This is a genomic window from Micromonospora sp. C97 (assembly GCF_018070385.1).
Classification (GTDB): Bacteria; Actinomycetota; Actinomycetes; order Mycobacteriales; family Micromonosporaceae; genus Micromonospora; species Micromonospora parva.
The window spans coordinates 418,522-441,740 of the sequence record NZ_JAGPXU010000002.1 but is presented as its reverse complement, the minus strand read 5'-3'; the positions used below and the strand labels follow the sequence as shown (position 1 = coordinate 441,740).

23 protein-coding genes are annotated in these 23,219 nt (G+C 72.8%); 10 read left to right on the top strand and 13 right to left on the bottom strand.

The features are described 5' to 3' along the window. Both KBX26_RS05250 and KBX26_RS05245 read right to left on the bottom strand, forming a co-directional pair. Positions 1-1,236: an APC family permease gene (locus tag KBX26_RS05250; RefSeq protein ID WP_210864832.1), complete on the bottom strand. Its 1,236-nt coding sequence runs from the start codon at positions 1,234-1,236 to the stop codon at positions 1-3. Positions 1,237-1,245: 9 nt separating this feature from the next. Next, entirely contained in the window at positions 1,246-1,983 is a 738-nt protein-coding gene (locus tag KBX26_RS05245; protein WP_210858069.1) for a phosphatase PAP2 family protein, read from the bottom strand. A gap of 120 nt (positions 1,984-2,103) precedes the next feature. On the opposite strand from KBX26_RS05245, the gene KBX26_RS05240 reads away from it, so the two are divergent. Beyond that, entirely contained in the window at positions 2,104-3,327 is a 1,224-nt protein-coding gene (locus KBX26_RS05240) for a DUF4032 domain-containing protein (protein WP_051708113.1), read from the top strand. Positions 3,328-3,537: 210 nt separating this feature from the next. Here the strand turns inward: KBX26_RS05240 and nagA are convergent, their stop codons facing one another. The 3 genes from nagA to KBX26_RS05225 are packed head-to-tail and all read right to left on the bottom strand — an operon-like array spanning position 3,538 to position 6,526. Then, positions 3,538-4,647, bottom strand: a complete 1,110-nt coding sequence (nagA, locus tag KBX26_RS05235) for an N-acetylglucosamine-6-phosphate deacetylase (protein ID WP_210858063.1) — start codon at positions 4,645-4,647, stop codon at positions 3,538-3,540. Continuing rightward, positions 4,644-5,597 carry an ROK family protein gene (locus KBX26_RS05230; RefSeq protein ID WP_210864831.1) on the bottom strand — a complete coding sequence of 318 codons (954 nt, stop codon included), beginning with the start codon at positions 5,595-5,597 and terminating at the stop codon, positions 4,644-4,646. Before KBX26_RS05230 ends, nagA begins: the two co-directional genes overlap by 4 nt. Next, positions 5,594-6,526, bottom strand: a complete 933-nt coding sequence (locus KBX26_RS05225; protein WP_030327832.1) for an SIS domain-containing protein — start codon at positions 6,524-6,526, stop codon at positions 5,594-5,596. Before KBX26_RS05225 ends, KBX26_RS05230 begins: the two co-directional genes overlap by 4 nt. Positions 6,527-6,726: 200 nt before the next feature. Between KBX26_RS05225 and KBX26_RS05220 the strand changes: the two genes are divergently transcribed. From KBX26_RS05220 to KBX26_RS05180, 9 genes are all read left to right on the top strand, one after another. Next, a complete protein-coding gene (locus KBX26_RS05220; protein WP_030327831.1) occupies positions 6,727-7,512 on the top strand; it encodes a DeoR/GlpR family DNA-binding transcription regulator in 786 nt (261 codons plus the stop codon). 121 nt (positions 7,513-7,633) lie between these two features. Further along, complete coding sequence (locus tag KBX26_RS05215; RefSeq protein ID WP_036410615.1) at positions 7,634-8,644, top strand: ABC transporter ATP-binding protein; 1,011 nt, start codon at positions 7,634-7,636, stop codon at positions 8,642-8,644. Continuing rightward, positions 8,641-9,657, top strand: a complete 1,017-nt coding sequence (locus KBX26_RS05210; RefSeq protein ID WP_210864830.1) for an ABC transporter permease subunit — start codon at positions 8,641-8,643, stop codon at positions 9,655-9,657. Before KBX26_RS05215 ends, KBX26_RS05210 begins: the two co-directional genes overlap by 4 nt. A 104-nt stretch (positions 9,658-9,761) precedes the next feature. Continuing rightward, positions 9,762-10,190, top strand: a complete 429-nt coding sequence (locus KBX26_RS05205; RefSeq protein ID WP_210858066.1) for a DUF3263 domain-containing protein — start codon at positions 9,762-9,764, stop codon at positions 10,188-10,190. 475 nt (positions 10,191-10,665) lie between these two features. Beyond that, positions 10,666-11,049, top strand: coding sequence for a hypothetical protein (locus KBX26_RS05200; protein ID WP_210864829.1), 384 nt, complete (start codon positions 10,666-10,668; stop codon positions 11,047-11,049). Continuing rightward, positions 11,046-11,441, top strand: coding sequence for a phage holin family protein (locus KBX26_RS05195; protein WP_210864828.1), 396 nt, complete (start codon positions 11,046-11,048; stop codon positions 11,439-11,441). Before KBX26_RS05200 ends, KBX26_RS05195 begins: the two co-directional genes overlap by 4 nt. Positions 11,442-11,462: 21 nt before the next feature. Beyond that, entirely contained in the window at positions 11,463-12,062 is a 600-nt protein-coding gene (locus tag KBX26_RS05190; RefSeq protein ID WP_210864827.1) for a DUF3618 domain-containing protein, read from the top strand. Continuing rightward, positions 12,031-12,918, top strand: a complete 888-nt coding sequence (locus tag KBX26_RS05185; protein WP_210858068.1) for a hypothetical protein — start codon at positions 12,031-12,033, stop codon at positions 12,916-12,918. Before KBX26_RS05190 ends, KBX26_RS05185 begins: the two co-directional genes overlap by 32 nt. Before the next feature lie 149 nt (positions 12,919-13,067). Continuing rightward, positions 13,068-13,577, top strand: coding sequence for a GNAT family N-acetyltransferase (locus tag KBX26_RS05180; protein WP_030327823.1), 510 nt, complete (start codon positions 13,068-13,070; stop codon positions 13,575-13,577). Positions 13,578-13,627: 50 nt separating this feature from the next. Here the strand turns inward: KBX26_RS05180 and KBX26_RS05175 are convergent, their stop codons facing one another. From KBX26_RS05175 to KBX26_RS05140, 8 genes are all read right to left on the bottom strand, one after another. After that, on the bottom strand, positions 13,628-14,560 hold the full coding sequence (locus KBX26_RS05175) for a superoxide dismutase (protein WP_156057235.1): 933 nt from the start codon (positions 14,558-14,560) through the stop codon (positions 13,628-13,630). Positions 14,561-14,653: 93 nt separating this feature from the next. Further along, positions 14,654-16,867, bottom strand: coding sequence for an AAA family ATPase (locus tag KBX26_RS05170; RefSeq protein ID WP_030327821.1), 2,214 nt, complete (start codon positions 16,865-16,867; stop codon positions 14,654-14,656). Between the two features lie 36 nt (positions 16,868-16,903). Next, on the bottom strand, positions 16,904-17,407 hold the full coding sequence (locus KBX26_RS05165; protein ID WP_030327820.1) for a hypothetical protein: 504 nt from the start codon (positions 17,405-17,407) through the stop codon (positions 16,904-16,906). Between the two features lie 38 nt (positions 17,408-17,445). Continuing rightward, entirely contained in the window at positions 17,446-18,204 is a 759-nt protein-coding gene (locus KBX26_RS05160) for an ATP/GTP-binding protein (RefSeq protein WP_209444459.1), read from the bottom strand. Further along, positions 18,182-18,664 carry a DUF742 domain-containing protein gene (locus KBX26_RS05155; protein ID WP_030327818.1) on the bottom strand — a complete coding sequence of 161 codons (483 nt, stop codon included), beginning with the start codon at positions 18,662-18,664 and terminating at the stop codon, positions 18,182-18,184. The genes KBX26_RS05160 and KBX26_RS05155 overlap by 23 nt, the downstream gene beginning before the upstream one ends. Beyond that, positions 18,661-19,134: a roadblock/LC7 domain-containing protein gene (locus tag KBX26_RS05150; RefSeq protein WP_030327817.1), complete on the bottom strand. Its 474-nt coding sequence runs from the start codon at positions 19,132-19,134 to the stop codon at positions 18,661-18,663. Before KBX26_RS05150 ends, KBX26_RS05155 begins: the two co-directional genes overlap by 4 nt. Further along, on the bottom strand, positions 19,131-21,737 hold the full coding sequence (locus tag KBX26_RS05145) for a nitrate- and nitrite sensing domain-containing protein (protein ID WP_210864826.1): 2,607 nt from the start codon (positions 21,735-21,737) through the stop codon (positions 19,131-19,133). The genes KBX26_RS05150 and KBX26_RS05145 overlap by 4 nt, the downstream gene beginning before the upstream one ends. After that, positions 21,727-22,902, bottom strand: a complete 1,176-nt coding sequence (locus tag KBX26_RS05140; RefSeq protein WP_210864825.1) for a hypothetical protein — start codon at positions 22,900-22,902, stop codon at positions 21,727-21,729. Before KBX26_RS05140 ends, KBX26_RS05145 begins: the two co-directional genes overlap by 11 nt. Positions 22,903-23,219 lie beyond the last annotated feature (317 nt).

Below are 23,219 nucleotides of genomic sequence, written 5' to 3'. Positions count from 1 at the left end.
TCAGCGGCGGGCCCGCAGCGCGTAGACGGCCGCGCCGAGGGCGAGCACGCCGAATCCGGCGAGGACGCTGCTGAGCGGCAGGTTGACAGCGAGCAGCAGGCAGCCCACCAGACCCAGAGCGGCGAGGACCTGGACCGGCAGCCGCCGGTCCAGGTCCCGGCCGAGGGTGAGCGCCGCCGCGTTGGTGATCGCGTAGTAGACCAGCACCGTGCAGCTGGAGAAGCCGATCGCGCCGCGTACGTCGCCGAGCAGCACCACCACGATCACCACGGCGGCGACCGCCAGTTCGGCCCGGCGCGGCACCTGGTGCACCTGGTGCACGGCGGCCAGCGCACCGGGCAGGTCGTGCCGGCGGGCCATCGCGAGGGTGGTCCGGCCGACCCCGGCGACCAGGGACAGCAGCACCCCGACGACGGCGATGGTCGCACCGGCGCGGACCACCCACGCCAGGCCGGGCAGCCCGGCGGCGGTCACCACGTCGACCAGGGGCGCGGCGGAAGCGGCCAACCGGTCGGCGCCGAGCACACCCAGCGCGACCACGGCCAGCACCAGGTAGATCGCGAGCACCACCCCGAGCGCCAGCGGCACCGCACGCGGGATGGTCCGCTGCGGGTCGCGGACCTCCTCGCCGAGCGTGGCGATCCGGGCGTACCCGGCGAAGGCGAAGAACAGCAACCCGGCGGCGGTGAGCACACCCCGCGCCGAACCGCCGCTCTCACCGAGCCGGTCCAGGTGCACCGGCCCGCCCAGCAGGCCGACGACGGTGACGAGGGCCAGCACCGCGAGCACCAGCGCGACCAACGCCCGGGTCACGGCGGCGGTCTTGCCGATGCCGCGCAGGTTCACCGCGGTCACCGCGAGCACCGCGGCGGCGGCCACCAGCCGGGCCTGACCCGGCCACAGGTACGCCCCGATGGTCAACGCCATCGCCGCGCAGCTGGCCGTCTTACCGACCACGAAGCCCCAGCCAGCCAGGAACCCGGCGAACGGCCCGAGGCGTTCCCGCCCGTAGACGTAGGTGCCGCCGGACTCGGGGTACCGGGCGGCCAGCCGCGCCGAACTCGTCGCGTTGCAGAAGGCGACGAAGCCGGCCAGCACCAGCGCCGGCAGCAGGCCGGCGCCGCCGGCCGCCGCCGCGGCCGGGCCGAAGACCACGAAGACGCCCGCGCCGAGCATCGAGCCCAACCCGATGACAACCGCATCGGGTACGCCCAGTCGCCGCGCCAGTTGATCCACAGGCCAAACCTAGGAGTACGAGGTGAACGGCCGGTCCCATTCGCGTAGCCGGCCGGGAAGCGGGATGCCGTCCCAGGGCACCCGGTGCAGCAGCCGGTCCAGGAACAGCCCCAGCAGCAGCCCGGCCACCGAATCGGTCAACCAGTGCCAGCCCAGGTAGGTGGTGGTGGTGAGAACGACCAGCGGCGGCACGATGCGGATCACGGTGACGAGTCGGGCCGGTAGGTGCCGGCCGAAGCTGCGGGCCAGCGGGGCGAGCAGCAGCGCGATGACGCCGTACCAGACGATGGCGTTGGCGACGTGCCCCGACGGGTAGGACTGGGCGAATCGGACCGGCAGGTCGTCGTGGAACAGCGGCAGGGTCTGCTCGGGTGGCAGGAACGGCTCCTTGATGCTGGCGCTCGGTGCCGTCCGCGCGGTCCAGACCTTGAGCGGACCGATCGTGAAGGTGGTGACCACGAATCCGACCACCGGCAGCAGGATGGGCCGCACTGACCGCAGCCGAACGGCCAGCAGCACGCCCAGCCCGGCGCCGATCAGGGTCAGCGGGGTGCCCTGGCCGAGGAAGTTCAGCACCCGGGCGACCCAGTACGCGGCGGTCGGTCGATGCCCGTCGGCCCAGTCGGCGACCGCCCGGTCCAACCCGAAGAGCTGGCCGGTGGCGAGGGCGACTGTCAACCCGGCCAGACCGACGAGCAGGAGGGCGTCGAACCACCAGCCGGCCGGGCGGACGGGCCGTAGCCGCAGGTCACGTCGTACCGCCGTGGGTTTGAACACGCGACCACGCTACCGGCCCGGTGCGAGGCCGGGATGTGCGGCGCTGTGGGCCCAACCACGATCAGGAGCGGATACCGGGGGCGAGGCGTCATGCTTGTGCCCGTGCGGATCACGTCTGCCCTCGTGGACCCGGCGCTGCTCGACCTGCCCTGGTCGACGCCGCTGGAGGAGTGGCCTGCCCAACACCTGGTCGCGCTGCCGCAGGGCATCTCCCGGCACATCGTCCGGTTCGTCCGGTTGGGCGATTACGTGTACGCGTTCAAGGAGACCCGCGAGCGGATCGCCGAGCGGGAGTACGACCTGCTGCGGGCCCTGGAGCGGATCGACTTTCCCTCGGTCGAGGCGGTGGCGGTCGTCGCCGACCGGCAGACCGAGGACGGGGAACCTCTCGAATCGGTGCTGATCACCCGGCACCTGCAGTTCTCCCTGCCGTACCGGGCGTTGTTCTCGCACACCCTGCGGCCGGAGACGATGAGCCGGCTGCTCGACGCGCTCGCCGCCCTGATCGTGCGGATGCACCTCACCGGCTTCTTCTGGGGCGACTGCTCGCTGTCGAACACGCTGTTCCGGCGGGACGCTGGCGCGTTCGCCGCCTACCTGGTGGACGCGGAGACGGGCGCCCTGCACAACTCGCTCTCCAACGGGCAGCGCGGTGAGGACCTGGAGATCGCCCGGGTGAACATCTTCGGTGAGGCGCTGGACCTGCAGGCCGCCGGCCTGCTGCACGAGTCCATCGACCCGGAGGTGGTCTGCGAGGAGGTCGTGCAGCGTTACGAGCGGCTCTGGCACGAGATCACCTACGAGCAGGCGATCGAGCGGGAGGCCCGGCACGACATCGAGGGTCGGATCCGCCGCCTCAACGAGCTGGGCTTCGACGTCGCCGAGGTGGCCATGTCGTCCATCGACGGTGGGCGTTTCCTGGTCCGGCCAAAGGTCGTCGACGCCGGCTACCACACCCGGCGGCTGCTGCGGCTGACCGGGCTCGACGCCGAGGAGAACCAGGCCCGCAAGCTGCTCAACGACCTGGACGCCTACCGGGCGGAGAGCGACCTGATCGACGAGCAGCAGGCCGCGCACCGCTGGCTCACCGAGGTCTTCGAGCCGGTGGTTCGGGCCGTCCCCACGCACCTGCGCCGCAAGCTGGAGCCGCAGGAGCTGTTCGCCCAGATCATCGAGCACAAGTGGCTGCTCTCCGAGCAGGCCGGCCGGGACGTCGGGATGCGCCACGCGGTCCAGTCGTACCTGTCCGACGTGCTGGTGCACCGCCCCGACGAGCAGGCCGTCCTCGGCGTGGAAGTCGCCAGCCTGAGCTGAGGCCCGGCCCGGTTGTTCCTGGCCTGGTCATTACTGGCCTGCGCGGCCGGCTCGTTCATACGGTTGCTGGTCTGCTCGGCGGCCGGACTTATCCAAGCGGCTGCCTTTGGAGCTGATGCCGCAAACGATTCAGCTCCAAAGGCCCTCCAGGTGCACTGTGGGGCTAGCCGCGGGCGGGCAGCCTGCGGCCATGGGCCGACACCGGGCGCGTCACTCCACCCAGGAGCCGCCGCGCAGCACCCGCACCACGTTGAGGTCGTCGTCCAGCACCACCAGGTCGGCGCGCAGGCCCACCTGAAGGGCGCCCACCCGGTCGCCCAGGCCGATGGCCCGCGCCGGGGTGGTGGCCACCATCCGGGCGGCGTCGGCGATCGGGATTCCGGCGTTCACCGCGTGCCGCAGCGCGGCGTCCATGGTCAGCGTGCTGCCGGCGATCGCGCCGTCGCGGGCGAGTCGGGCCACCCCGTCGGCGACGGTGACAGCCTGGCCGCCCAACTCGTACTCACCGTCGGACATTCCGGCGGCGGCCATCGCGTCGGTGATCAGCGCGGCGCGATCCGGCCCGGCGGTCGCGGTGACGAAGGTCAGCATGCCGTCGTGCAGGTGCACCCCGTCGGCGACCAGCTCGCAGATCACCGTGGGCGCGTCGAGCAACGCCACCACCGGTCCCGGCTCGCGGTGATGCACCGGCCGCATCCCGTTGAACAGGTGGGTGCCGACACTGGCGCCGGCGGCGACCGCGGCGCGGGTCTGCTCGTACGTGGCGTCGGTGTGGCCCACGGCGGCCACCACCCGCTGCGCGGTGAGCAGCTTGATCGCCTCCAGCGCGCCGTCGCGCTCCGGGGCGAGGGTGACCATCCGGACCGCGCCCCGGCCCAGCTCGATCAGCTCGGACAGCTCGTCGGTCGACGGGTCGCGCAGGTACTCGGGGTTCTGCGCGCCGCAGCGGGCGGCCGACAGGTACGGCCCTTCGAAGTGGACGCCCGCCAACACGCCCTCCTCGACCAACGGGGCGAACGCCTCGGTGGCCGACCGCATCAACGTGAAGGGCGCGCTGACCAGGCTGGCCAGCAGGGTGGTGGTGCCGTGGCTCAGGTGGAAGCCGGCCGCCGCGCGGGCCTCGTCGGCGTCCCCGGTGGTGAAGGTGTGGCCGCCCCCGCCGTGCGTGTGCATGTCGACGAAACCGGGCAGGATCCAGTGCCCGTCGCGCACCGATGGATACTCGGCCACCGCCGTGATCCGATCCCCGTCCCACTCGACGCAGCCCTGTCGGACGACTCCGGTCGGGGTCACCACTCGGCCGTTCACCCGTACGGTCATCGCTTCTCCTGATGGTCACGGACACCCACGGCGTCCAGGGCGAGCAGGGCGGCACCGAGGCAACCGGCCTCGTCGCCGAGGGCTGCCGCGACCAGGTGCGGCTCCCGGTGGAAGGTCATTCGTTCTCGCATGGCCGCCCGCAGCGGGGTCAGCAGCCCGTCCCCGGCCTGGGCCAGGCCGCCGCCCAGCACGATCGTCGCCACGTCGAACAGCGCCTGCCCGCTGGCGAGACCGTCGGCGAGCGCGTCGATCGCCTCCTGCCAGACCTGGCCGGCGAGCGGTTCGCCGGTTGCGGCCCGTTCGGCCACCTCCGCCGCCGTCACCGCGGCGTCGGCGCTCGGCCCGGCGAGTTCGGCGTAGCGGCGGCCGATCGCGGCGGCCGACGCGATCGCCTCCAGGCAGCCCGGACGACCGCAGCCGCAGCGCGGACCGTCGGGCCGGACCAGGATGTGGCCGATCTCCCCGGCGGCGCCGTGGGCACCGACGGCGGCCGTGCCGTCGACGACGTGCGCGGCGGCGATGCCGGTGCCGATCGCCACGAACAACACGTGCCCGCTGCCGCGCCCGGCGCCGAGCCGGGCCTCGGCGAGACCACCGACCCGCACGTCGTGGCCGAGCGCCGTCGGCAGGCCGAGCCGCGCCACCGCCAGGTCCCGCACCGGTACGTCCCGGAAGCCCACGTTCGCCGACCAGACCGCGACGCCGCGCGCCTCGTCCACCACTCCGGGCACGGCGATGCCCACGGCGATCGGGGTGAGCCCGTCGGCGCGGGCCTTGTCGGCCAGCCCTTCGGCCACGTCGAGGATGGTGCCGACCACGGCGGCCGGGCCGCGCGCGGCGTCGGTGGGATGCCGCTCGGCGCGTACCACGACGCCGTCCGGTCGGACCACTGCGCACTTCATGCCGGTGCCGCCGACGTCCAGCGCAACGACCACGCGGTCATCGGTCATGGCGCGAGAACCACTGACCGGGTCAAATGACGGGGCGCGTCCGGGTCGAGGCCCCGGCTGGTCGCCAGCGCGACCGCGAAGCGTTGGGCCAGGATCAGGTCGGCCATCGGGTCGACCGGGGTACGGCCGGCGGACCAGCTGCCCAGCACCGTGCGCCACCCGTGTGTGCGGCTGTGCACGAAGGCCGCGCCGGTGGCGGCCACATCCTCGGGCAGCCCGTCGGGTAGCTCACCGAACGCCCACACCAGCCGGCCCGGCGCGGCGACCGAGATGGGCCCGTGCCGGTAGTCCATCGCCGGGTACGCCTCGGCCCAGAAGGTGGCCGCCTCGCGGCACTTCAGCGCCGCCTCCTGCGCCAGCCCGATCGTCCAACCCCGACCGAGGAAGGTGGCCTGCTCGATGGTGGCCGGGTCGATCGGCAACGGGGATCGCACCGCCACCTCGGCGTCGGCGGCGAGCGCGGTCACCGGGTCGCCGAGCTGGGCCCGCAGCAGGGCCAACGCGGTGGTGGCGAAGCGGGTCTGCACCACCGACCGCTCGTCGGCGAAGGGCATGGTCACGGTGGCGGTGGCCAGGTCGACCGCCGGGGAGGCCGGGTCACCGACGATGACGGTGGTGGGTGTGTGCCCGCGCAGCGCGGCGAGCAGGTCCAGCACCTCGGTGGTGGTGCCGGAACGGGTGATCGCGATCAACCGGTCGTAGCGGCGGCCGGCGGGGAACTCGGACGCCTGGAACGCGTCGGTCTCACCCTGGCCGGCCTGCTCGCGGCGGGCCGCGTACGCCATCGCCATGAACCACGACGTGCCGCAACCGACGACGGCGACCCGCTCACCGGGGCGCGGCAGGTCACCGCGTACGACCTCGGCCAGCCTGGCCGCCTCCCGCCAGCAGTCGGGTTGGCTCGCGATCTCCGCGTCCACGTACGCCATGGGAAACTCCTCGCAGGGCCGATCGGTGCGCAATACGGCTCGTTACACCCGCATTTCGCGCGTTATTCTGCGCGAACGCAGGTGACCATGGCAACCGACCAGTCGATCGCGCAGGTCAGTCTTTTGCGCCAGCCTAGTTTCGCGCACTAGTGTGCACGCAATCAATCACCGTCCGTGCAGTTGCTGGGAGGGCCCCCGCGGTGGACCGGTACGCCAGATGGAACGCCCTGCTCGAAATGCTGACCGACAACGGCCGGGTCAGCGTCGAGGCGGCGGCCGAGCGGCTTGACGTCTCCCAGGCCACCATCCGGCGTGACTTCGACCAGCTCGCGCAACAGCAGATGATCACGCGGACCCGGGGCGGCGCGGTCGCCAACGGCGTGTCGTACGACCTGCCGCTGCGGTACAAGACGGCCAAGCACTCGGCCGAGAAGCAGCGGATCGGGGCGGCCGCCGCGGCGCTCGTCACGCCGGGCACCGTGGTCGGCCTGAACGGTGGCACCACCAGCACCGAGGTGGCGCGGGCGCTCGCCGTCCGGCCGGATCTCAACACCAGTGCCGAGGGCGCCCAGCTCACCGTGGTGACCAACGCGCTGAACATCGCCAACGAGCTGCTGGTCCGATCCCGGATGAAGGTGGTGGTGGCCGGCGGCGTGGTGCGTCCGAAGTCGTTCGAGCTGGTCGGCCCACTGGGTGGGGCGTTGCTGCGCGAGGTCACCCTGGACGTCGCCCTGCTCGGTGTGGACGCGATCGACCCGCAGCTCGGCGCCGCCGCCCACCACGAGGGGGAGGCGGCGATGAACAACCTGATGGTGGCCCGCGCCAAGCGCGTGGTGATCATCGCGGACTCGTCCAAGCTGGGGGGTCACGCCTTCGCCCGGATCTGCCCGGTCGAGCGGGTGGAGACGCTGGTGACCGACTCCGGTGCCGCGCCGGAGATCGTGGACGCGTTCCGCGCCGCCGGAGTGCAGGTCATCTGCGCCTGACCGGTCACGCTCCGTCAATGAAATAACCTGATCGGCGCGTCAATGCATACCGCGTATTGCGTGGCCCTGCATACCGCGTATGGTGTCGGCTGTCACGCCCACCCATCGGGGGAGGTGCAGCTTGCCAGCTGTCCTGGAGATCGAAGGTCTACGTAAGACGTACAAGAGTCGTCGACGCGGCACCCGCAACGCGCTCGACGGCTTCGACATGCGGGTCGACGCGGGGCAGGTGCACGGCTTCCTGGGTCCCAACGGGTCCGGCAAGACCACCACGCTGCGTACCCTGCTCGGCCTGATCCGACCCGACGGCGGCCGGATGGTGCTGCTCGGGCACGAGGTCCCCGACGCGCTGCCCGCCGTCGCCGGCCAGGTCGGCGCGATCGTGGAGAGCCCGCAGTTCTTCCCGCACTTCACCGCACGCGACACGCTCTCCCTGCTCGCCGGGGCGGGCGAGGTGCCGGCCACCCGGGTCGACGAGGTGCTGGAACTCGTCGGGCTGCGCGACCGGTCCGGCGAGCGGGTCAAGACGTACTCGCTGGGCATGAAGCAGCGGCTCGCGGTGGCCTCGGCCCTACTGAAGAACCCGAAGCTGCTCATCCTCGACGAGCCCGCCAACGGCCTCGACCCGGGCGGCATCCGGGAGATGCGCACGCTGATGCGTAACCTCGCCGAGTCCGGAATGACAGTGGTGCTGTCCAGCCACATCCTCGGTGAGATCCAGCTGATCTGTGACTCGGTCACCATCATCTCGCTGGGCCGGCGGGTCGCGTTCGGCCCTGTCGACGAGGTGCTCGCGCAGCACTCGTCCGGTGCGGTGCGGATCCGGCTGGAAGCGGTCAGCGACCTGCCGGTCGCCACCGACGTGCTCACCCAGGCGGGGATCCGGGTCACCGGTCACCCCGACCACCTCATGCTGGCCGGCGTCGACAAGCCGGCGTCGGTGACCCGGCTGCTCGCCGAGAAGAACCTCTACGTCAGCGAGTTGGCGCCGATCGCCGTCGACCTGGAGAGCGTCTTCCTCGAACTGACCGCCACCGCGCCGGTCCCCGGCCAGCACCGGCAGGTCGACGAGTCCATGAAGGTCGGCGGGACGGCTCAGCCCGGTCCCGCCGGGGGAGGGTGGGGCGCGTGAGCCTCTTTCGTACCGAACTGCGCCGGCTCAGCAAGCGGCGCTTCACCCGTTACATGACGCTGCTCGGCCTGGTGGTGCTGGCCGCGGTGGTGGTCGGGGTGTTCTTCACCAACCAGAAGATCGACGCCGGTCAGCTCGCCCGGGCCGAGCGTCAGGCCGACCAGCAGTACCAGGAGCAGGTGCGCTGGAGCGAGCAGGAGCGCGCGGCCTGCGAGCAGGCCAAGGCGGCCGGCACTCCGAGCGACGGCCGCTACCCGGACGACTGCTCGATGATCGCGCCGCCGCCTCGGGACCAGATCGAGGCGAAGTGGTTCCTGCCCTCGACGTTCAACTTCAAGGAGACGTTCGACGAGACGCTGATCCCGTTCGCGGCGATCCTCGCCCTGGTCGGGTTCGTCATCGGCGCGTCCTTCGTCGGCGCCGAGTGGAGCACCGGCGGCATGATGAACCTGCTGCTCTGGCGGCCGAAGCGGCTCACCGTACTGCTCACCAAGCTGGCCGCGCTGCTCACCGGCATCCTGGCGGTGACGCTTCCGGCCGCGGTGCTGTGGTTCGCCGGGTTCTGGGCGGTCGCCACGTTCCGGGGCAGCACCGAGAAGATGACCTCGGGGGTCTGGCAGTCGTTCGTGCTGACCGGCGTACGCGGCGTCGCGCTGGTGGTGGTGTTCACCACCATCGGGTTCGCCCTCGCCTCGCTGGGTCGGCACACCGCGATGGCCCTCGGTGGCGTGGTGGCGGTGATGGTGGTCGGCCAGTTCGGCCTGGGCATCCTGCTGGACATGGCGGGAGTGCGTTTCGCCGAGGCCTGGCTGCTGCCCACCTACGCGCTGGCCTGGATGACCAAGAAGATCACGTTGGAGGACTGGAACGCCTGCAACGCGACCTACTACGGGGAGTGCAAGCCGGCCACGATGGACATCACCTGGCAGCAGTCCTCCGTGCTGCTCTCGGTCGGAGTGGTGGTGATCCTCGGGGCGGCGCTCTGGGCGATGCGCCGCCGCGACATCTCCTGACGTTCGGCCCCCGACGGCCCCCGGCGCGCGCCGGGGGCCGTCGGGCGTGCGGCACCGCCGCGCCGGCTGCTGCGACCCGGGCCCAGGCTGGCTAGGCTGAGCGAATGTCCGCCGACGCCACCACCCCGGAGCCGTCCACCGACGCTCGTCCGGGTGGCGTCGGCCAGACCGTTCCGACTCCCCGGCCCGCTCCTGCGATCGAGACCGCCGACGAACCGGCGTTGCCGGTCGAGCCGGTCGAGACCGCTGACGATCCGGCGTTGCCGGCCGAACCGGTGGACGTCCAGCCCGTCGACCCGGCGGCGGCGTTGACCGAGCGGGAGCGGGCCATCCTCGCCTTCGAGCAGCAGTGGTGGCGGCACGCCGGCGCCAAGGAGCAGGCCGTCCGGGACACCTTCGGGCTCTCGTCGACCCGCTACTACCAACTGCTCAACGGTCTGCTGGACAATCCCGCCGCCCTCGCCGCCGACCCCGTGCTGATCAGCCGACTCCGCCGGCTGCGCTCGTCGCGCGCCCGCAACCGTCGCCGCTGACCGAACGCCCCGCGATCTTGCACCTTCTGCGGCCGTTTCGCGCCTTCTGCACGCCTTTGTCGCGACTCAAAGTGCAAGATCGCCGGCGGCGGTCGTGGGCCCTGCTGTTGGCGGCCCGCCGTCCGGCGGTCGGCCCAGCCGCATGCCGCCTGACCTGGCGGGTAGGCGGGAGGCGTTCCGGGGTCGCACGCGACCTCGGGCCCAGGAAGGGAGCGGGGTATGACGGCAACGAACCAGAGCGGTACCGGACAGCAGGCGCGACAGGAGGCCTCGCGGGTCGGCCAGCAGGCCGCGCAGGCCGGGGGTCAGGTCGCCCACACCGCCGCTGCGCAGGGCGGGCAGGTGGCCGCAGAGGCGCGGCGACAGGCCCCAGCAGTTGACCGGGGAGGCCACTGGGCAGCTTCGGGATCAGGCGCAGACACAGCAGCGGCGGGCCGCTGCGGGACTGCGCGACCTGGGCCAGAACCTCAGTTCGATGGCCGAACGGGACGGCGATTCCGGGCTGGCCGGTCAGGTGGTGCGCAGGGCCGCCGACGCCGCCCAGCAGGCCGCCGGCTGGCTCGACGAGCGCCAGCCCGGCGAGGTGCTCGACGAGGTCCGCACGTACGCGCGGCGCCATCCGGCGACGTTCCTCGCGGGCGCGGCGGTGGCCGGGCTGCTCGTCGGGCGGCTCACCCGTGGCCTGACCGCGCCGACCTCGGCCAACGGTCAGGGCGGCGGCGCGTCCGGTGCTCCGTCACCAGCGCAGGGCGCACCGATGGACGCCGGTCAGCAGCCGTACGTGGGCACGGCCCGGGCGCAGAACGTCTCGCCGGCCGGTCAACCGGCGCGGGACCTGCCCGGCGGGGTGGCACCGTGAGCGCCCCGGAGAAGGAACGGACCCAGGCGTCGGTCGGCGAGCTGATCGGCGACGTGAGCCGGGACATGTCCACCCTGGTGCGCAAGGAGATCGAGCTGGCCAAGGCCGAGCTGCGCGAGGAGGCCGCCCAGGCAGGCAAGGCCGGCGGGATGTTCGGCGGCGCCGGACTGGCCGGGTTCCTGGCGGTGCTCTTCGTGTCGTACGCCCTCTGGTGGGGGCTGTCCAACACGATGGACCAGGGGTGGGCGGCGCTGATCGTCGCGGTGCTCTGGGCCGCCGTTGCCGGTGGCCTCTTCATCAACGCCCGGACCCAGCTGAAGCGGGCACGTGCGGTTCTGCCTCGAACAAAGCAGACTGCCCGGGAGTTGCCGGACGCCCTGCGGGGCCGGTGAACGAGTCGGGAGGAACAGATCATGTCCACTGATCCGGATCGGATCCGGCGGGAGATCGAGACCACCCGCAACGAGTTGAGCAGTGACGTCGACGCGTTGACCGACAAGGTCAACCCGCGTCGGATCGCCGGTGACCGCGTCGGGCAGGCCCGCGGGGCGTTCACCCGAGCGAAGGAGAAGATGATGGGCAGCTCGAACCACTTCGGGCAGGAGGCCAGCCAGCGGATGTCGCACGCGGTCGGCTCGGTACGCGACGAAACCCGTTCACTCGGGCAGCACTCCCGCGAGCAGGCTCAGGGCAACCCGATGGCAGCCGGCCTGGTCGCCTTCGGAGTCGGTCTGCTGGCCGCCTCGTTGATCCCGCCGAGCGGGCGTGAGCGGCAACTCGCCGGACGAGCGCGGACCATGGTGAGTGAACATTCCGATCAGCTGCGTGAGCAGGCGAGCCAGGTCGGCCACCAGATGCAGGACAACCTCCGGGAGCCTGCGCAGCAGGCGGCGCAGTCGGTGCGGTCCAGCGCCCAGCAAGGCGTGTCCGCGGTCCGCGACCAGGGCCGTTCGGCCGCCGGTCGGGTGCAGGGAGAGACGCATGCGGCCGTCGACGACCTTCGACAGCGCTGACCCGGTCGGCGTGCCGGGGCCGGCGTCGATGATGCGGGTACGCTCCGCGTCCGCGCCGGCCCCGGGCCGGCCGGTCAACGAGGATCTGGTCTTCCGGTTCGGCCCGCTGGTCGGTGTCCTGGACGGCGCGACGGTGCCGGACGGCTTCGACACCGGCTGCGTGCACGGGCCCGAGTGGTACGTCCGGCACCTGGCCGCCCGGATCGGCGTCGCCGAGGCGGTACGCCCGGCGGCCCGGCTGACCAGCAACCTGGCCGCTGCCATCCTCGCGGTGCGCGCCGACCACGGCGGTCAGTGCGACCTCGACCATCCGGGCACCCCGTCCAGCACGGTGTGCCTCCTGCGGGACTGCGGCGACCAGGTCGACTACCTGGTGCTCTGCGACAGCCCGCTGGTCCTCGACGCGGGCGGGCAGGTCAGCGTGGTCACCGACAACCGGCTGGACGCGGCGATGACGGAGCTGCGGGAGACCGTGGCGATCGTGCCGGGCGGCGCGGCGGACCCGGTCACCCGGTTCCGGCACGCGGTGAGCGTCCAGCGGGAGCGGATGAACCGCACCCACGGCTACTGGGTGGCCGCCGCCGACCCGGACGCGGCCTTCCACGCGGTGACCGGGACCGCACCCCGGTACGGTCCGGGGGCGCTGCGTCGGGCGGCGTTGCTCAGCGACGGGGCGTCCAGCGCGGTGGAGCAGTTCGGTCTGACCGACTGGGCCGGTCTGCTGGACCTGCTGAGCGTCGACGGTCCGGGCGCGTTGATCGACCGGGTGCGGGACGCCGAGCGCGACCACCCCGACCGACTGCGCCGGCACAAGTCCACCGACGACGCGTCGGTGGTGTTCTGCGAGTTCGGGTAGGCGGTTCGCGCGTTAGACACCCGGTCGGGTGACAACAGAGCGTGATGCGGAACACCCATACCGCCCGACCGGCCGGTACCGCTGTCCGGACCGCCAGTGGATGGCCAATGGGGTGGACTTCGGCCGATGAGGGCGGCAGACTGCGGCACGTGGCGGGTGCGGTCCGGCTGGAGCCGGTGGACGAGCGAAACCTGGAGCCGTTGCTCTCCGTAGCGGCGGCCGAGGCGGAGCCCGGCGACGTCATGCCCCCGGTCGAAGCGCCCGCCGGCTGGTCACTCGCCCGTCGCGAGGCGTTCCGGGAGTTCCACCGAGCCAGCTTCGGCGGACTGGACGGCCCGACCCGTTCACAGATGTACGCCATCCTCGTCGGCGGCGAGGTGATGGGCATGGTGCGGATGACGCGCTGTGACGAGCCCGGCACTGTGGAGACCGGGATGTGGCTCGGCCGCTCGGCACGCGGGCAGGGGATCGGTGCGGCAGCCCTGCGGGAGTTGCTGAACGCCGCCGCTCGGGCCGGCATGCGGGTGGTGGTCGCCGAGACCACCCCGGACAACATCGGTGCGGTCGCCGTCCTGGAGAAGTGCGGCGCGAAGCTGCACGAGGACGACGGCAAGATCCGCGCCCAGATCTGCCTCGATTCGACGCCGCCCACCTTCTGAGCTGCCGTTGGGCCGGCGGTGACCGCAGGGCCGCCGCCGGCCGCCCCGGCTCAGGCCGGCAGCCGGACGATGTCGTAGTCGGTGCTCGGCGTCGACTCCACGTCGAAGCGGCCGTTCACCACGTACAACGCCGAGCCGAGCAGGTCGCCGGTGGCCGGGGACCGCAGCTGCGGGCCGGTAATCTCCCGCTGCACCACCCCGGAGGTGTACCCGGCGTTCAGCCGGACCACCGCGACGACGTTGGACAGGTTGCGGATCACGTGCAGGGTGCGTCCGCGCAGCACCAGCCCGTCGGCCCGGTCCACCGAGTAGCCGCCCAGGTCGAACAGGGCGCTGCCGCCGGTACGCGGGTCGACGCGGACCAGCTGCCCGGTCAGCATCTGCGCGACCAGCAGGTCCCCGTTCGGCAGTGCCACGATCCCGTTGTTGAACGCGTCCGGCGTCGCGCCCGGACCGGTGAGTGGCAGCACCCGGAACGCGTCCGGGGCCGGCAGTCGACCACCGGGGCCCAGCGGCACCACGTACAGCACCGGGCGGACGGAGTCGGTGAAGTAGATCGCCCGCTCGGTGATCACCATGTCGTTGACCAGGGTGTTGGCGTCGGTGGTGAACTGGTAGTGGGCCAGCCGGGCGCCGCTGCCCGGGTCGTACACGCTGGCCCCACCGCCGAAGAAGTCGGCGCTCCAGAGCCGCCCCTTCGCGTCGAGCTTGATGCCCGCCTTGGCGGTGCCCGGGGTGCCGGGGATCAGCACCGAGCCGCGTCCGGTGCGTAAGTCACCCCGCCAGACGGCACCATCCAGGACGGAACCCACGTAGACGGTGGTGCCCCGGCCGATCGTCAACCCTTCCGGGGTGAACCCGTCCGGCAGCGCGATCCGGGCCGGGAACGGCTTCGCCGGATGAGCCGTCGCCGGTGCGCCGACCGAGACCAGCGTCGCCGCCGCCACGAGGGGGACGAGGAGAAGAGAGAGCCGCTTGCGCACCGAACACCACCTGACGTCGCAGTGGATGACTCCACTGAGGAATGTGACGTACTAGGAACGTTCGGGGCGCGACAAAAGGTTGTGCTGGTCTGATCACTCCCGGTTGGCGGCGTACGCGGCCAGCCAGGCCACCTGGGCCGGGTCCAGCGACGGGCGTACCCGGGACCGGGCCGCCGACACGTGCTCGGCCGTGACGGTGGCAGCGGCGAGCGACTCGCGCATCGCGGCCAACGCCGCCTCGCGGACCAGCGCCGCGCAGTCCGCTGCCGAGAAACCGGTCAGCTCGTCGCCCAGGGCGGCCAGGTCGACGTCCGGTGCCAGCGGCACCTGCCGGGACGCGGCCCGCAGGATCTCCGCCCGGGCCGGCCCGTCGGGCGGTGGCACGTAGACCAACCGTTCCAACCGGCCCGGCCGCAGCAGCGCCGGGTCGACCAGGTCCGGCCGGTTCGTCGCGCCGACCACCACCACGTTGCGCAGCGTCTCGATCCCGTCCAACTCGGTGAGCAGGGCGGCGACCACCCGGTCGGTGGTGCCGCCGTCGGTGGCCTGACCGCGTACCGGGGCCAGCGCGTCCACCTCGTCCAGGAAGATCAGGGTGGGAGCTGCCTCCCGGGCTCGACGGAACAGCTCCCGGACCGCGCGTTCGCTCTCGCCGACCCACTTGGAGAGCAGTTCGGCGCCCTTGACCGACAGCACGTTGGCCCGCCCCGACCCGGCCAGCGCGGTGACCAGGTAGGTCTTGCCGCAGCCCGGCGGCCCGTAGAGCAGCACACCGCGCGGCGGCTGCACGCCGAGCCGGGCGAAGGTGTCCGGGTAGGTGAGCGGCCAGAGCACCGATTCGGTCAGGGTCTGCTTGACCTCCTCCAGCCCACCCACGTCGTCCAGGGTCACCGACGCCAGATCCAGGGTGGAGGACGCCATCGTGGTCGGCCGCACCACCTCCCGGGCGGCGGTGAAGTCCGCCATCGACACCGTCGGCGTCTCGGCGGACTTCTGCCGCAGCGCCGCGCGTACCCCGGCCTCCCGGACCAGTGCGGCCAGGTCCGCCGCGACGAACCCGGGGGTACGCGCGGCCACGTCGTCCAGCCGGACGTCGTCGGCCAACGGCACCTGCCGGGTCAGCACGGTGAGCTGTTCGCGGCGCAGCGCCTGATCCGGAAGCGGGACGCTGATCCGCAGCGACAGCAGGTCGGGCGCGCGCAGTACCGGGTCGACCGCCTCCGGTCGGCTGCTGGTGCAGACCACTGCGACGCCCGCGCGGACACTCTCGGCGAGCACCTGACGGAACACCGTCGCCACCGGGCCGGGATCGTCAGCGGGTGCGAGCGCCTCGACGTCGGTGACCAGCAGCACCGCCGGGCCGCCGGCTCGGGCCGCCGTCGCCGCGTCCCGCAACCGCTCGGCGGCGGCCTGACTGGCCAGCGCCGCCACCTCCGGGGCCCAGAGCGGGTGCACGCGGGCACCGACCCGGGCGGCCACGGCGCGGACCAGCGCCGCCTTCCCGGAACCCGCCGGACCGACCAGCAGCACCCCCAGCGAGACGGTGGTGCCGAGGCGGCCCAACACCTCCCGGTGGTGGAAGCCGAGGTCCAGCAGCTCGGTCAGCTCCTCGGCCTGGGCCCGCAGCCCGGGCAACTCGTCCACGTCCGGTGCGTCGTCCGGCGCAACGGCGTCGGCGCTCGCACCCGGCCGGGCCGGCGCCGCGCCGCCCGGAGCAGGCCCGCCGTGGGTGCTCGCGCCGTGCTGCCAACCGACGGACGTGCCCATGGTGACCAGCGCGCCGGCCGCCGGCTCGACAGCGACCACGGTGAGCAGGGTGCTGGTCCAGGCGAAGCCCACGGTGTTGGCGAGGCTGTGCCGCGCCGCCTCGACCAGGCTGCGGACCGAGGCGTCCGGCAGCACGTCCTGCGGCAGCAGCGACACGTCGTCCCCGACGGTGAGCACCTTGCCCAGCAGCGCGAGCCGGAGCATCTCCGGGCTGACCGCCGCGACCACCCCCGCCGGCCCGGCCAGGACGACCCGGCTCGCCGGGACCAACGGCACCGGGCTCACCCGCACCTGACCGCCGTCGCGCAGACCCAGGTTGCCCAACGTCAGGTCGTCGGCGTACAGCAGAGCGCTGCTCGCGCCCGGCCCGGCAGCCGCCGCGATGCCGGCCGTCTCCCGGCGGCCGGCGAGGCGGACCGGGTCGCCGGGGCGCAGCCCCAGCGCGGTCAGCGCCTCCGGGTGCAGCCGCACGATGCCCCGTCGGGCGTCCAGCGCCGCCGGTCGCAGGCTCGCCGTCAGGGTCAGGTCGGGTTGCGCCACCGCCCGACCGTAGCCGCCCGCGGCCAACCCCGTCGGTCAGCGCCGCGGATCCAGCTCGTCCAGCAGCGTCGGATCGCGCCGGATCAGCTCGGCCAACCGGGCCGCCGGGTCCGGGCTCAACCCGTCCGGGCCGGGCGCCCAGGCGGGCACCGTCCGCCCGGAGAGCGGCCAGGCCGGCGGGGGTTCCACCGGGGTCGGTGCGGGGACCGGTCCGACCGTGACCGCGGGCCCGTTCCAGGAGACCCGCATCGGGTACGCCCGCCCGCCGTGCTCCACCTGCACTGTGACCGCCAGCCCGGGGTGGGCCCCGACGACCTGACGGACCGCCTCGGCCACCTCCTCGACCGGTCCCCATCCGGCCACGTCGCTCGGGGCCTCCACCCCCGCGTGCCGCGGGTCGTGCCGGCCCGAGGTGTTGCGGGTGCCGCTGCCGGGCGGGCTCGACGGTGCGGTGGTGTCGTCACGGTCGGCGGCCCGACGGCGCGACGCCTCCTCACGTCGGGCCAGCCGGGCCAGCGTCTCGTCCAGGTCGCCCCTCACCAGATCACCTCTTCCCGCCACGGCCGGAGCTGACCAGCTCAGGCCTTCCTCTCCCGGGTAGCACGGTCCAGCGCGCGGTCCAGGACGACCAGGAGGGCGTCCCGCACCGAGAGTCGGTCGCGGGCATCGAACTGCACCAGAGGTACATGATCGCCGATGGCCAACGCCCAACGGATCTCACCCAGCTCCAGGGCCAGCCGCCCGTCGAAGGCGTTGACCCCGACGACGAACGGCAGCCCGGCCCGCTCGAAGAAGTCGATGGCGGGGTAACAGTCGTCCAGCCGTGCGCTGTCCACCACCACCAGCGCGCCGAGTGCTCCCCGCGCCAGGTCGTCCCACATGAAACCGAACCGGGTCTGCCCCGGCGTGCCGAACAGGTAGAGCTTCAGGCTGCGGTCGATCGTCACGCAGCCGAAGTCCATCGCCACCGTGGTGGTGGTCTTGGTGGACCGGACACCCGGGTCGTCCACGCCGATCCCGGCGCTCGTCATCTCGGCCTCGGTGGTCAGCGGCGCGATCTCCGAGATGGCCCCCACGGTGGTGGTCTTACCCACCCCGAACCCGCCGGCGATCAGGATCTTGACCGGGATCGGCGGTGCGGCCGGCCTACCGACCGGAGGCGGCACCGACCCCTGCTCCGAGGAGGGCCGGTACGGCGGCGGTGCGGTCGGCGGTGGCCCGGCCCGACCGACTATCGGCCCGGTGCCCGAAGACATGCCGTAACGCGCGGTGGCGCTGTTCGCGGCGACCCCGCCGAGCGGGGCGGCCGGCCATTCAGGAGATCGCACGGAGTCCATCAATCACTCGCAGGATGAGATCGGGGTCGACAGCGTCGTCGGTGTCGGTGACGTGCACGTCCAGGTGCCCGGCGGCGCGCAGGTCGCCGACCAGGACCCGGACCACGCCGAAGTGCAGTCGGGCGCGGGCCGAGATCTCGGCCACCGAGATCGGCTCGACGCACAACGCGATGATCGTCTGAAGTTCCGGTGCCAGCAGGGCCCCGGTCGGGCCGCCCCACCCGGGGCTGTCCATGCGAATGGTCACCTGGGTCTCCAGCCCGATCGCCGGGTCGGCACCCGCCACCCGCCCGGCGGTGAGCACGAACGGCCGGGGACCGGCCGGCTGGTCCCCGGCCGGCTCCGGCCGCCCCGGTGTCGCCGCCGCGCCGTCGCCGAGCGATGGTGGCGTGCGCAGGTACGGGCGGATCCGAACCCTGGGTTCCGGATCCGGATCCTCGCCGGCGACGTCGGGGGTCACTGCTGAACGGCGTTCTTCAACTCGACGATCAGTCGCGGGGTCAGGGCGCCACCGGCCCGCCCGGCGAAGAGCGTCATCTCGTACGCGACGGTGCCCAGGTTCGCCGACCGGTCGGCGACCACCCCGAGCACGGAACCGCTGCTGATCGCGCTGATCAACAGATAGCCGTCGGCCATGTCGACGATCACCCGGTTCAAGCCGCCGAGCGCGTACCAACTGGCGGCCCCACCGGCGAGGCTGGTCATCCCGGACACGACGGCGGCCAGCCGTTCCGCGTTGGACCGGTCCTTGATCGCCGACATGGCCATCAGCAGACCGTCCGAGGAGACCGCGATCGCCTCCAGGACCCCGGCGGTGCTGGAGGTGAAGGAGTCCAGCAGCCAGTTGAACGTCCGGGCCTCCGGGCTGAGGTCCCCACTGGCGCTGGGTTGGGTCTGGTCGACGTTTTCGTGCAGGAAGGGGCTGGTCACCGTGATGATCCTTCTTCGTTCCGGTGGTCGGGGCTGACTTCGCGGAGAGCGCGGGCGACGCCCGCCTCGAACTCGCTGATGAGGTCGCGGACCTCGGCCGGGTCGCCGAGGTGGGTACTGGGCGGTTGGCAGGCCGGGACGGCCGTGAGGTTCGCCCCCGGTACCCGTCGGCTCAACCGGGGCCGCCCCGCGGCGGCATCTGTCGAACCGTCACCGCCGGGCACCGTGGGGCCGGCGCCTCCCGGTGTGCTGGGCAGGTCCGCTGTCGTGTCCGGGTCCACCACGGCCGCCCCGGCCCGGGCCGACGGGTCGCTGGTCGTCCGCGCCGACGCACCGTCGGGGGCGGGTGCCCCGTGCAGTTCGGCACGGCGTACACCGGCTTGGAAGGCCTCGACCAGCGCGCGGGCGGCGGCCGGGTCCGCCCCGGTGGCGTCCACCGGCCGGGTCGTCGCAGCGGTGGTGTGCAGAGTGGCCCCCGGCACCCGCTGCCGTACCCGTGGCGTGGCCGGCTTGTCCGCCTGCTCCGGGCTCTGGGGTTCGGCAACGGTCTCCTCCGGCTGGCCCCGACCGAACGCGTTCCAGGACGGGCCGGCGTCCAGGCTGCGGGTGGCCCGACTGAGCAGGTCCGAGTCGAAACGGGCCGGTACGGCGACGGCCGCCGTGCGGGGCTTCTCGGGATCGCGGGTCGCAGTGGTACGCCGATCCCGATTCGGCACCGCGGCGCGGGCCACGGCGGCCCCGGCGCGGTCGGCGCGGCGCAGCACCAGCGACGCCGACGGGATCTCCAGCTGTGCTGTCACCCCACCGCCGCCCGTGGCGGCCAGGGCGACCTGCCAGCCGTGCCGACGGGCCAACCGGCCCACCACGAAGAGGCCGAGCACCTCGGTCGGGGCCAGGTCGAGCCGCTCCCGGCGGGTGAACCGGGCGTTCTCCTCAGCCAGCCGTTGCTCGCTCATGCCGATGCCGTGGTCCACCACTGTGAGCCGCGCACCGAGGCCGGACGTCTCGGCGCTGACCAGCACCCGGGTGTGCGGCGGGGAGAAGACGGTGGCGTTCTCCATCAGCTCGGCCAGCGCCAGGACGAGGTCACCGACCACTGCCGGCGCGGCCGAGACGCCCGCCGGCACCTGCACATCCACCCGGGTGTAGTCCTCGATCTCGCCGAGCGCCAACCGGACCACGTCGGCCAGCGGCACCGGCGCGGTGTGCGCGTCGGCCCCGGCCGAGCCGGAGAGCACCACGAGGCTGCCGGCGTTGCGCCGCAACCGGCTGGAGATGTGGTCGAGTCGGTACAGGTGCTCCAGGCGGCCGGGGTCGGCCTCCTGCTGCTCCAGCCGGTCGATCAGCGCGATCTGCCGACCCACCAGGTTCTGGGTACGCCTCCCCACGTGGCCGAACATCTGCGCCACGTTGCGTCGGCCGGCGACCTGCCGCTCGACCAGCTGCGCCGCGGTGTTCTGCACCCGGTCGAAGGCCCGCGCCAGGTCGCCGATCTCGTCGTTGGCGCGGATGTCCACCGGCTCCAGCCGGACCGACTGATGTTTCTCCGTCTCGTCGTCGGTGACCCGGACCAGCTCCTCCTCGGCGACCCGGGCGACCCGGTCGGCCGAGCGGGTGAGTCGGGTCAGCGGTCGGGCCACCGTCCGCGCCACCGCCACGCTGAGCAGCACCACCAGCGTGAGGATCAACGCCGCCAGGGCACCGACCAGGTAGGCGGCGGTCAGCGCCCGCCGCTGCTCGGCGGTCACCTCGGCGAGCACGTCAGCGACCAGCTTCTTCTCGACGAACTGACCGAGCCGGATCATCGTGCGGACGGCCGGGAAGAGCGCCTCCATCGGCACGTCGCGAACCGCGGCGGCCGGATCCCGGGCACTTCTGACCAGGAAGTCGGGGCTGGTACGCGCGGCCACCGCGGCGTCGTTGAGCTGGGACACCGTGAGCTGCTCGGGCGTGATCAGGCTGCGGAAACGCGAGTTGTCGACCTGGAGCGCGGCGATGCACGCCACGTACCCGGCGGTGGTGTCCGGGGTGCCGATCGCCTTGACCAGCAGGCTCAGGGTGGCGCAGGCACCCAGCCCCTCGTCGGCGCGCAGCAGCCCGTCGAGGGCGAGCACCTGCCGGCCCGGCAACGTGTCGGTGTCCACCCCGAACACCAGCCGCAGTGACTCGATGATGCCCTTGTTGACCGGGCCGAACGTGTCCATCACCTGACCGGGGTTGGCGGCCCTGGCCAGGACGGCGGTCCGCAGGTCGATGAGGCTGGACACCCGGTCGAGGGCGCTGTCGACCTCGTCGGTCAGCGCGTCGCTCCGCGCCGCCCGGAGGTCGGCCACCCGGTCGTCCACGTCGGCGGACTTACGGATCAGCTCGCTGCGTTCGACCCGGCCGAGCAGGAGGCCGACGGAGAGGATGCGTTCCTGCTGGAGATCCTGGACCAGGCTGCCGACCCGGCTGGCGAGCCGGACCCGTTCGGCGGTGTCGCCGGCCCGCTGTGCCGCGGCGACCCGGTCGAGCATCACCGGCACGGCCAGGCCGACCATGCTGAGCAGCGGAATCACCACGAGCAGTGCGAGCTTGCCGCGGATCCGGAGCCTACTGAGCATCGAACGCCCCCCACTGTGTGCTCTCCGGATCACGGGCCGCGCCGACCGGTTGCAGCGCCCGCGACTCGTCGGCAAGCGGTTGCCAGGGGTCGCGGTGCGGCGGGGTGTCGGCGCCTTCGGCGTGGGTCGCGGCCAGGGCGGCCCGACGCCGGGCCCGGCGGCCGGCGGCGACCTGCAACGCGGCGAGCCAGCCCAGCAACAGCGCGGCGACGACCGCCGCCCCGGCGGTCAGCCAGCGGTCCCGGTTGAGCCGGTCGATGCGCTCGACCAGCAGGGCGTCCAGCTCGGTGAGGATGACCGGCTGAAGTTGGCGGGCCGAGCGGTGCGAGTTGAGCGCGGCGGCACTCAACTGACCCGGGCTGACCACGCCGCTGTCCTTGTCCGGCAGGGAGTACCCGGCAAGCGCCTCCACCGACCGCTGGTAGGTGTCCAACGGGGTGAGCACGTTGGCGCCGAGGTCGGTGCTCTCCGAGCCGTCCACGGCCGAGCGCAGGTTGTCGACGAGGTCGGTGGCGGGTGTCAGGGCGGACACCCGGACGCCGCTGAGCTCCATCAGGCCGCGCGGCTGCTGGGCGGCCGGCCGGCGGGAGACCAGCACGCCGAGGTCGGCGAGCCGACCGGCGGCGACCACCGCCTCGGGCAGCTCCTCGCCGGCGCTGTCCTGGAGGAAGAACGAGTCCGCCTCGGGGTCGCGGACCAGCCCGGAGCTTTCCCGGACCTTCCGGTGCAGGGCCAGCAGCAGGTCGGCGACCTCGCCGTAGGCGGTGTAGGCGGCCTCCGGGTCGGTGGCGCTGCGGCCGCGCAGTGCCTCCAACTTGGCCCGTACGCCGGCCCAGCGTTCCTGGCTGAGCAGTTCCCCGCCGATCCGGGCGTCCACCGCGGCGGCCTCCTCGACCGCGTTGTCCAACGCCTCGCGTGCCGCGGGGCGGCCGTTGACCGCGTTGGACTGGGCCTCCACGAGGGCGTCGGTGACCGCCGCCAGCGCGGTGAGGTACTGCACGCCGAGCCGTTCCCGGGCGGCGAAGTCCCGATCGTCGGTGATCCGCCCCCAGTTCGAGGTGGCGAGCAGGCCCAACGGTGCCAACAGTGCTCCGATGAGCAGCAGGGGCAACAGTCGGCCCAGCATGGACGGCCGTCGACGGGCCCGCGGCGCGGGGACTGTCATGTGTGTCTCCTCCGGCGTGGGCGCGAATCGGGGCGGCGTCGGGCTAGCCCGACAAGTCCCGTCCACCGGACCGGAAAACTAATCGAACCCCCGACTGGTCAGACCCGACTGAACGAGTCAGGTTCGCGTCAGTTCGAGTCATGTCACCATTTGTCCGCGTTGCCAGCACGCTCTGTGTCAGCTGTGTGTGTGACATGGAGGGATCGAGGTGGATATCCGCGGAAGATCGGAATTCACGAAATCCGAACTCAACTCGCTGTGCCGCGTCGGACGTTGCGCGCTCGCACCCCCACCCGGCACCGATCGGGGCAACCGGA

What these genes read in the sequence shown, in the direction of transcription:
- KBX26_RS05240 (WP_051708113.1), top strand. Translation starts at nt 2,104, where the DNA reads ATGCTTGTGCCCGTGCGGATCACGTCTGCCCTCGTGGACCCGGCGCTG.
- nagA (WP_210858063.1), bottom strand. Translation starts at nt 4,647, where the DNA reads ATGACCGTACGGGTGAACGGCCGAGTGGTGACCCCGACCGGAGTCGTC.
- KBX26_RS05230 (WP_210864831.1), bottom strand. Translation starts at nt 5,597, where the DNA reads ATGACCGATGACCGCGTGGTCGTTGCGCTGGACGTCGGCGGCACCGGC.
- KBX26_RS05225 (WP_030327832.1), bottom strand. Translation starts at nt 6,526, where the DNA reads ATGGCGTACGTGGACGCGGAGATCGCGAGCCAACCCGACTGCTGGCGG.
- KBX26_RS05205 (WP_210858066.1), top strand. Translation starts at nt 9,762, where the DNA reads ATGTCCGCCGACGCCACCACCCCGGAGCCGTCCACCGACGCTCGTCCG.
- KBX26_RS05200 (WP_210864829.1), top strand. Translation starts at nt 10,666, where the DNA reads ATGGCCGAACGGGACGGCGATTCCGGGCTGGCCGGTCAGGTGGTGCGC.
- KBX26_RS05190 (WP_210864827.1), top strand. Translation starts at nt 11,463, where the DNA reads ATGTCCACTGATCCGGATCGGATCCGGCGGGAGATCGAGACCACCCGC.
- KBX26_RS05185 (WP_210858068.1), top strand. Translation starts at nt 12,031, where the DNA reads ATGCGGCCGTCGACGACCTTCGACAGCGCTGACCCGGTCGGCGTGCCG.
- KBX26_RS05160 (WP_209444459.1), bottom strand. Translation starts at nt 18,204, where the DNA reads ATGGACTCCGTGCGATCTCCTGAATGGCCGGCCGCCCCGCTCGGCGGG.
- KBX26_RS05145 (WP_210864826.1), bottom strand. Translation starts at nt 21,737, where the DNA reads ATGCTCAGTAGGCTCCGGATCCGCGGCAAGCTCGCACTGCTCGTGGTG.
- KBX26_RS05140 (WP_210864825.1), bottom strand. Translation starts at nt 22,902, where the DNA reads ATGACAGTCCCCGCGCCGCGGGCCCGTCGACGGCCGTCCATGCTGGGC.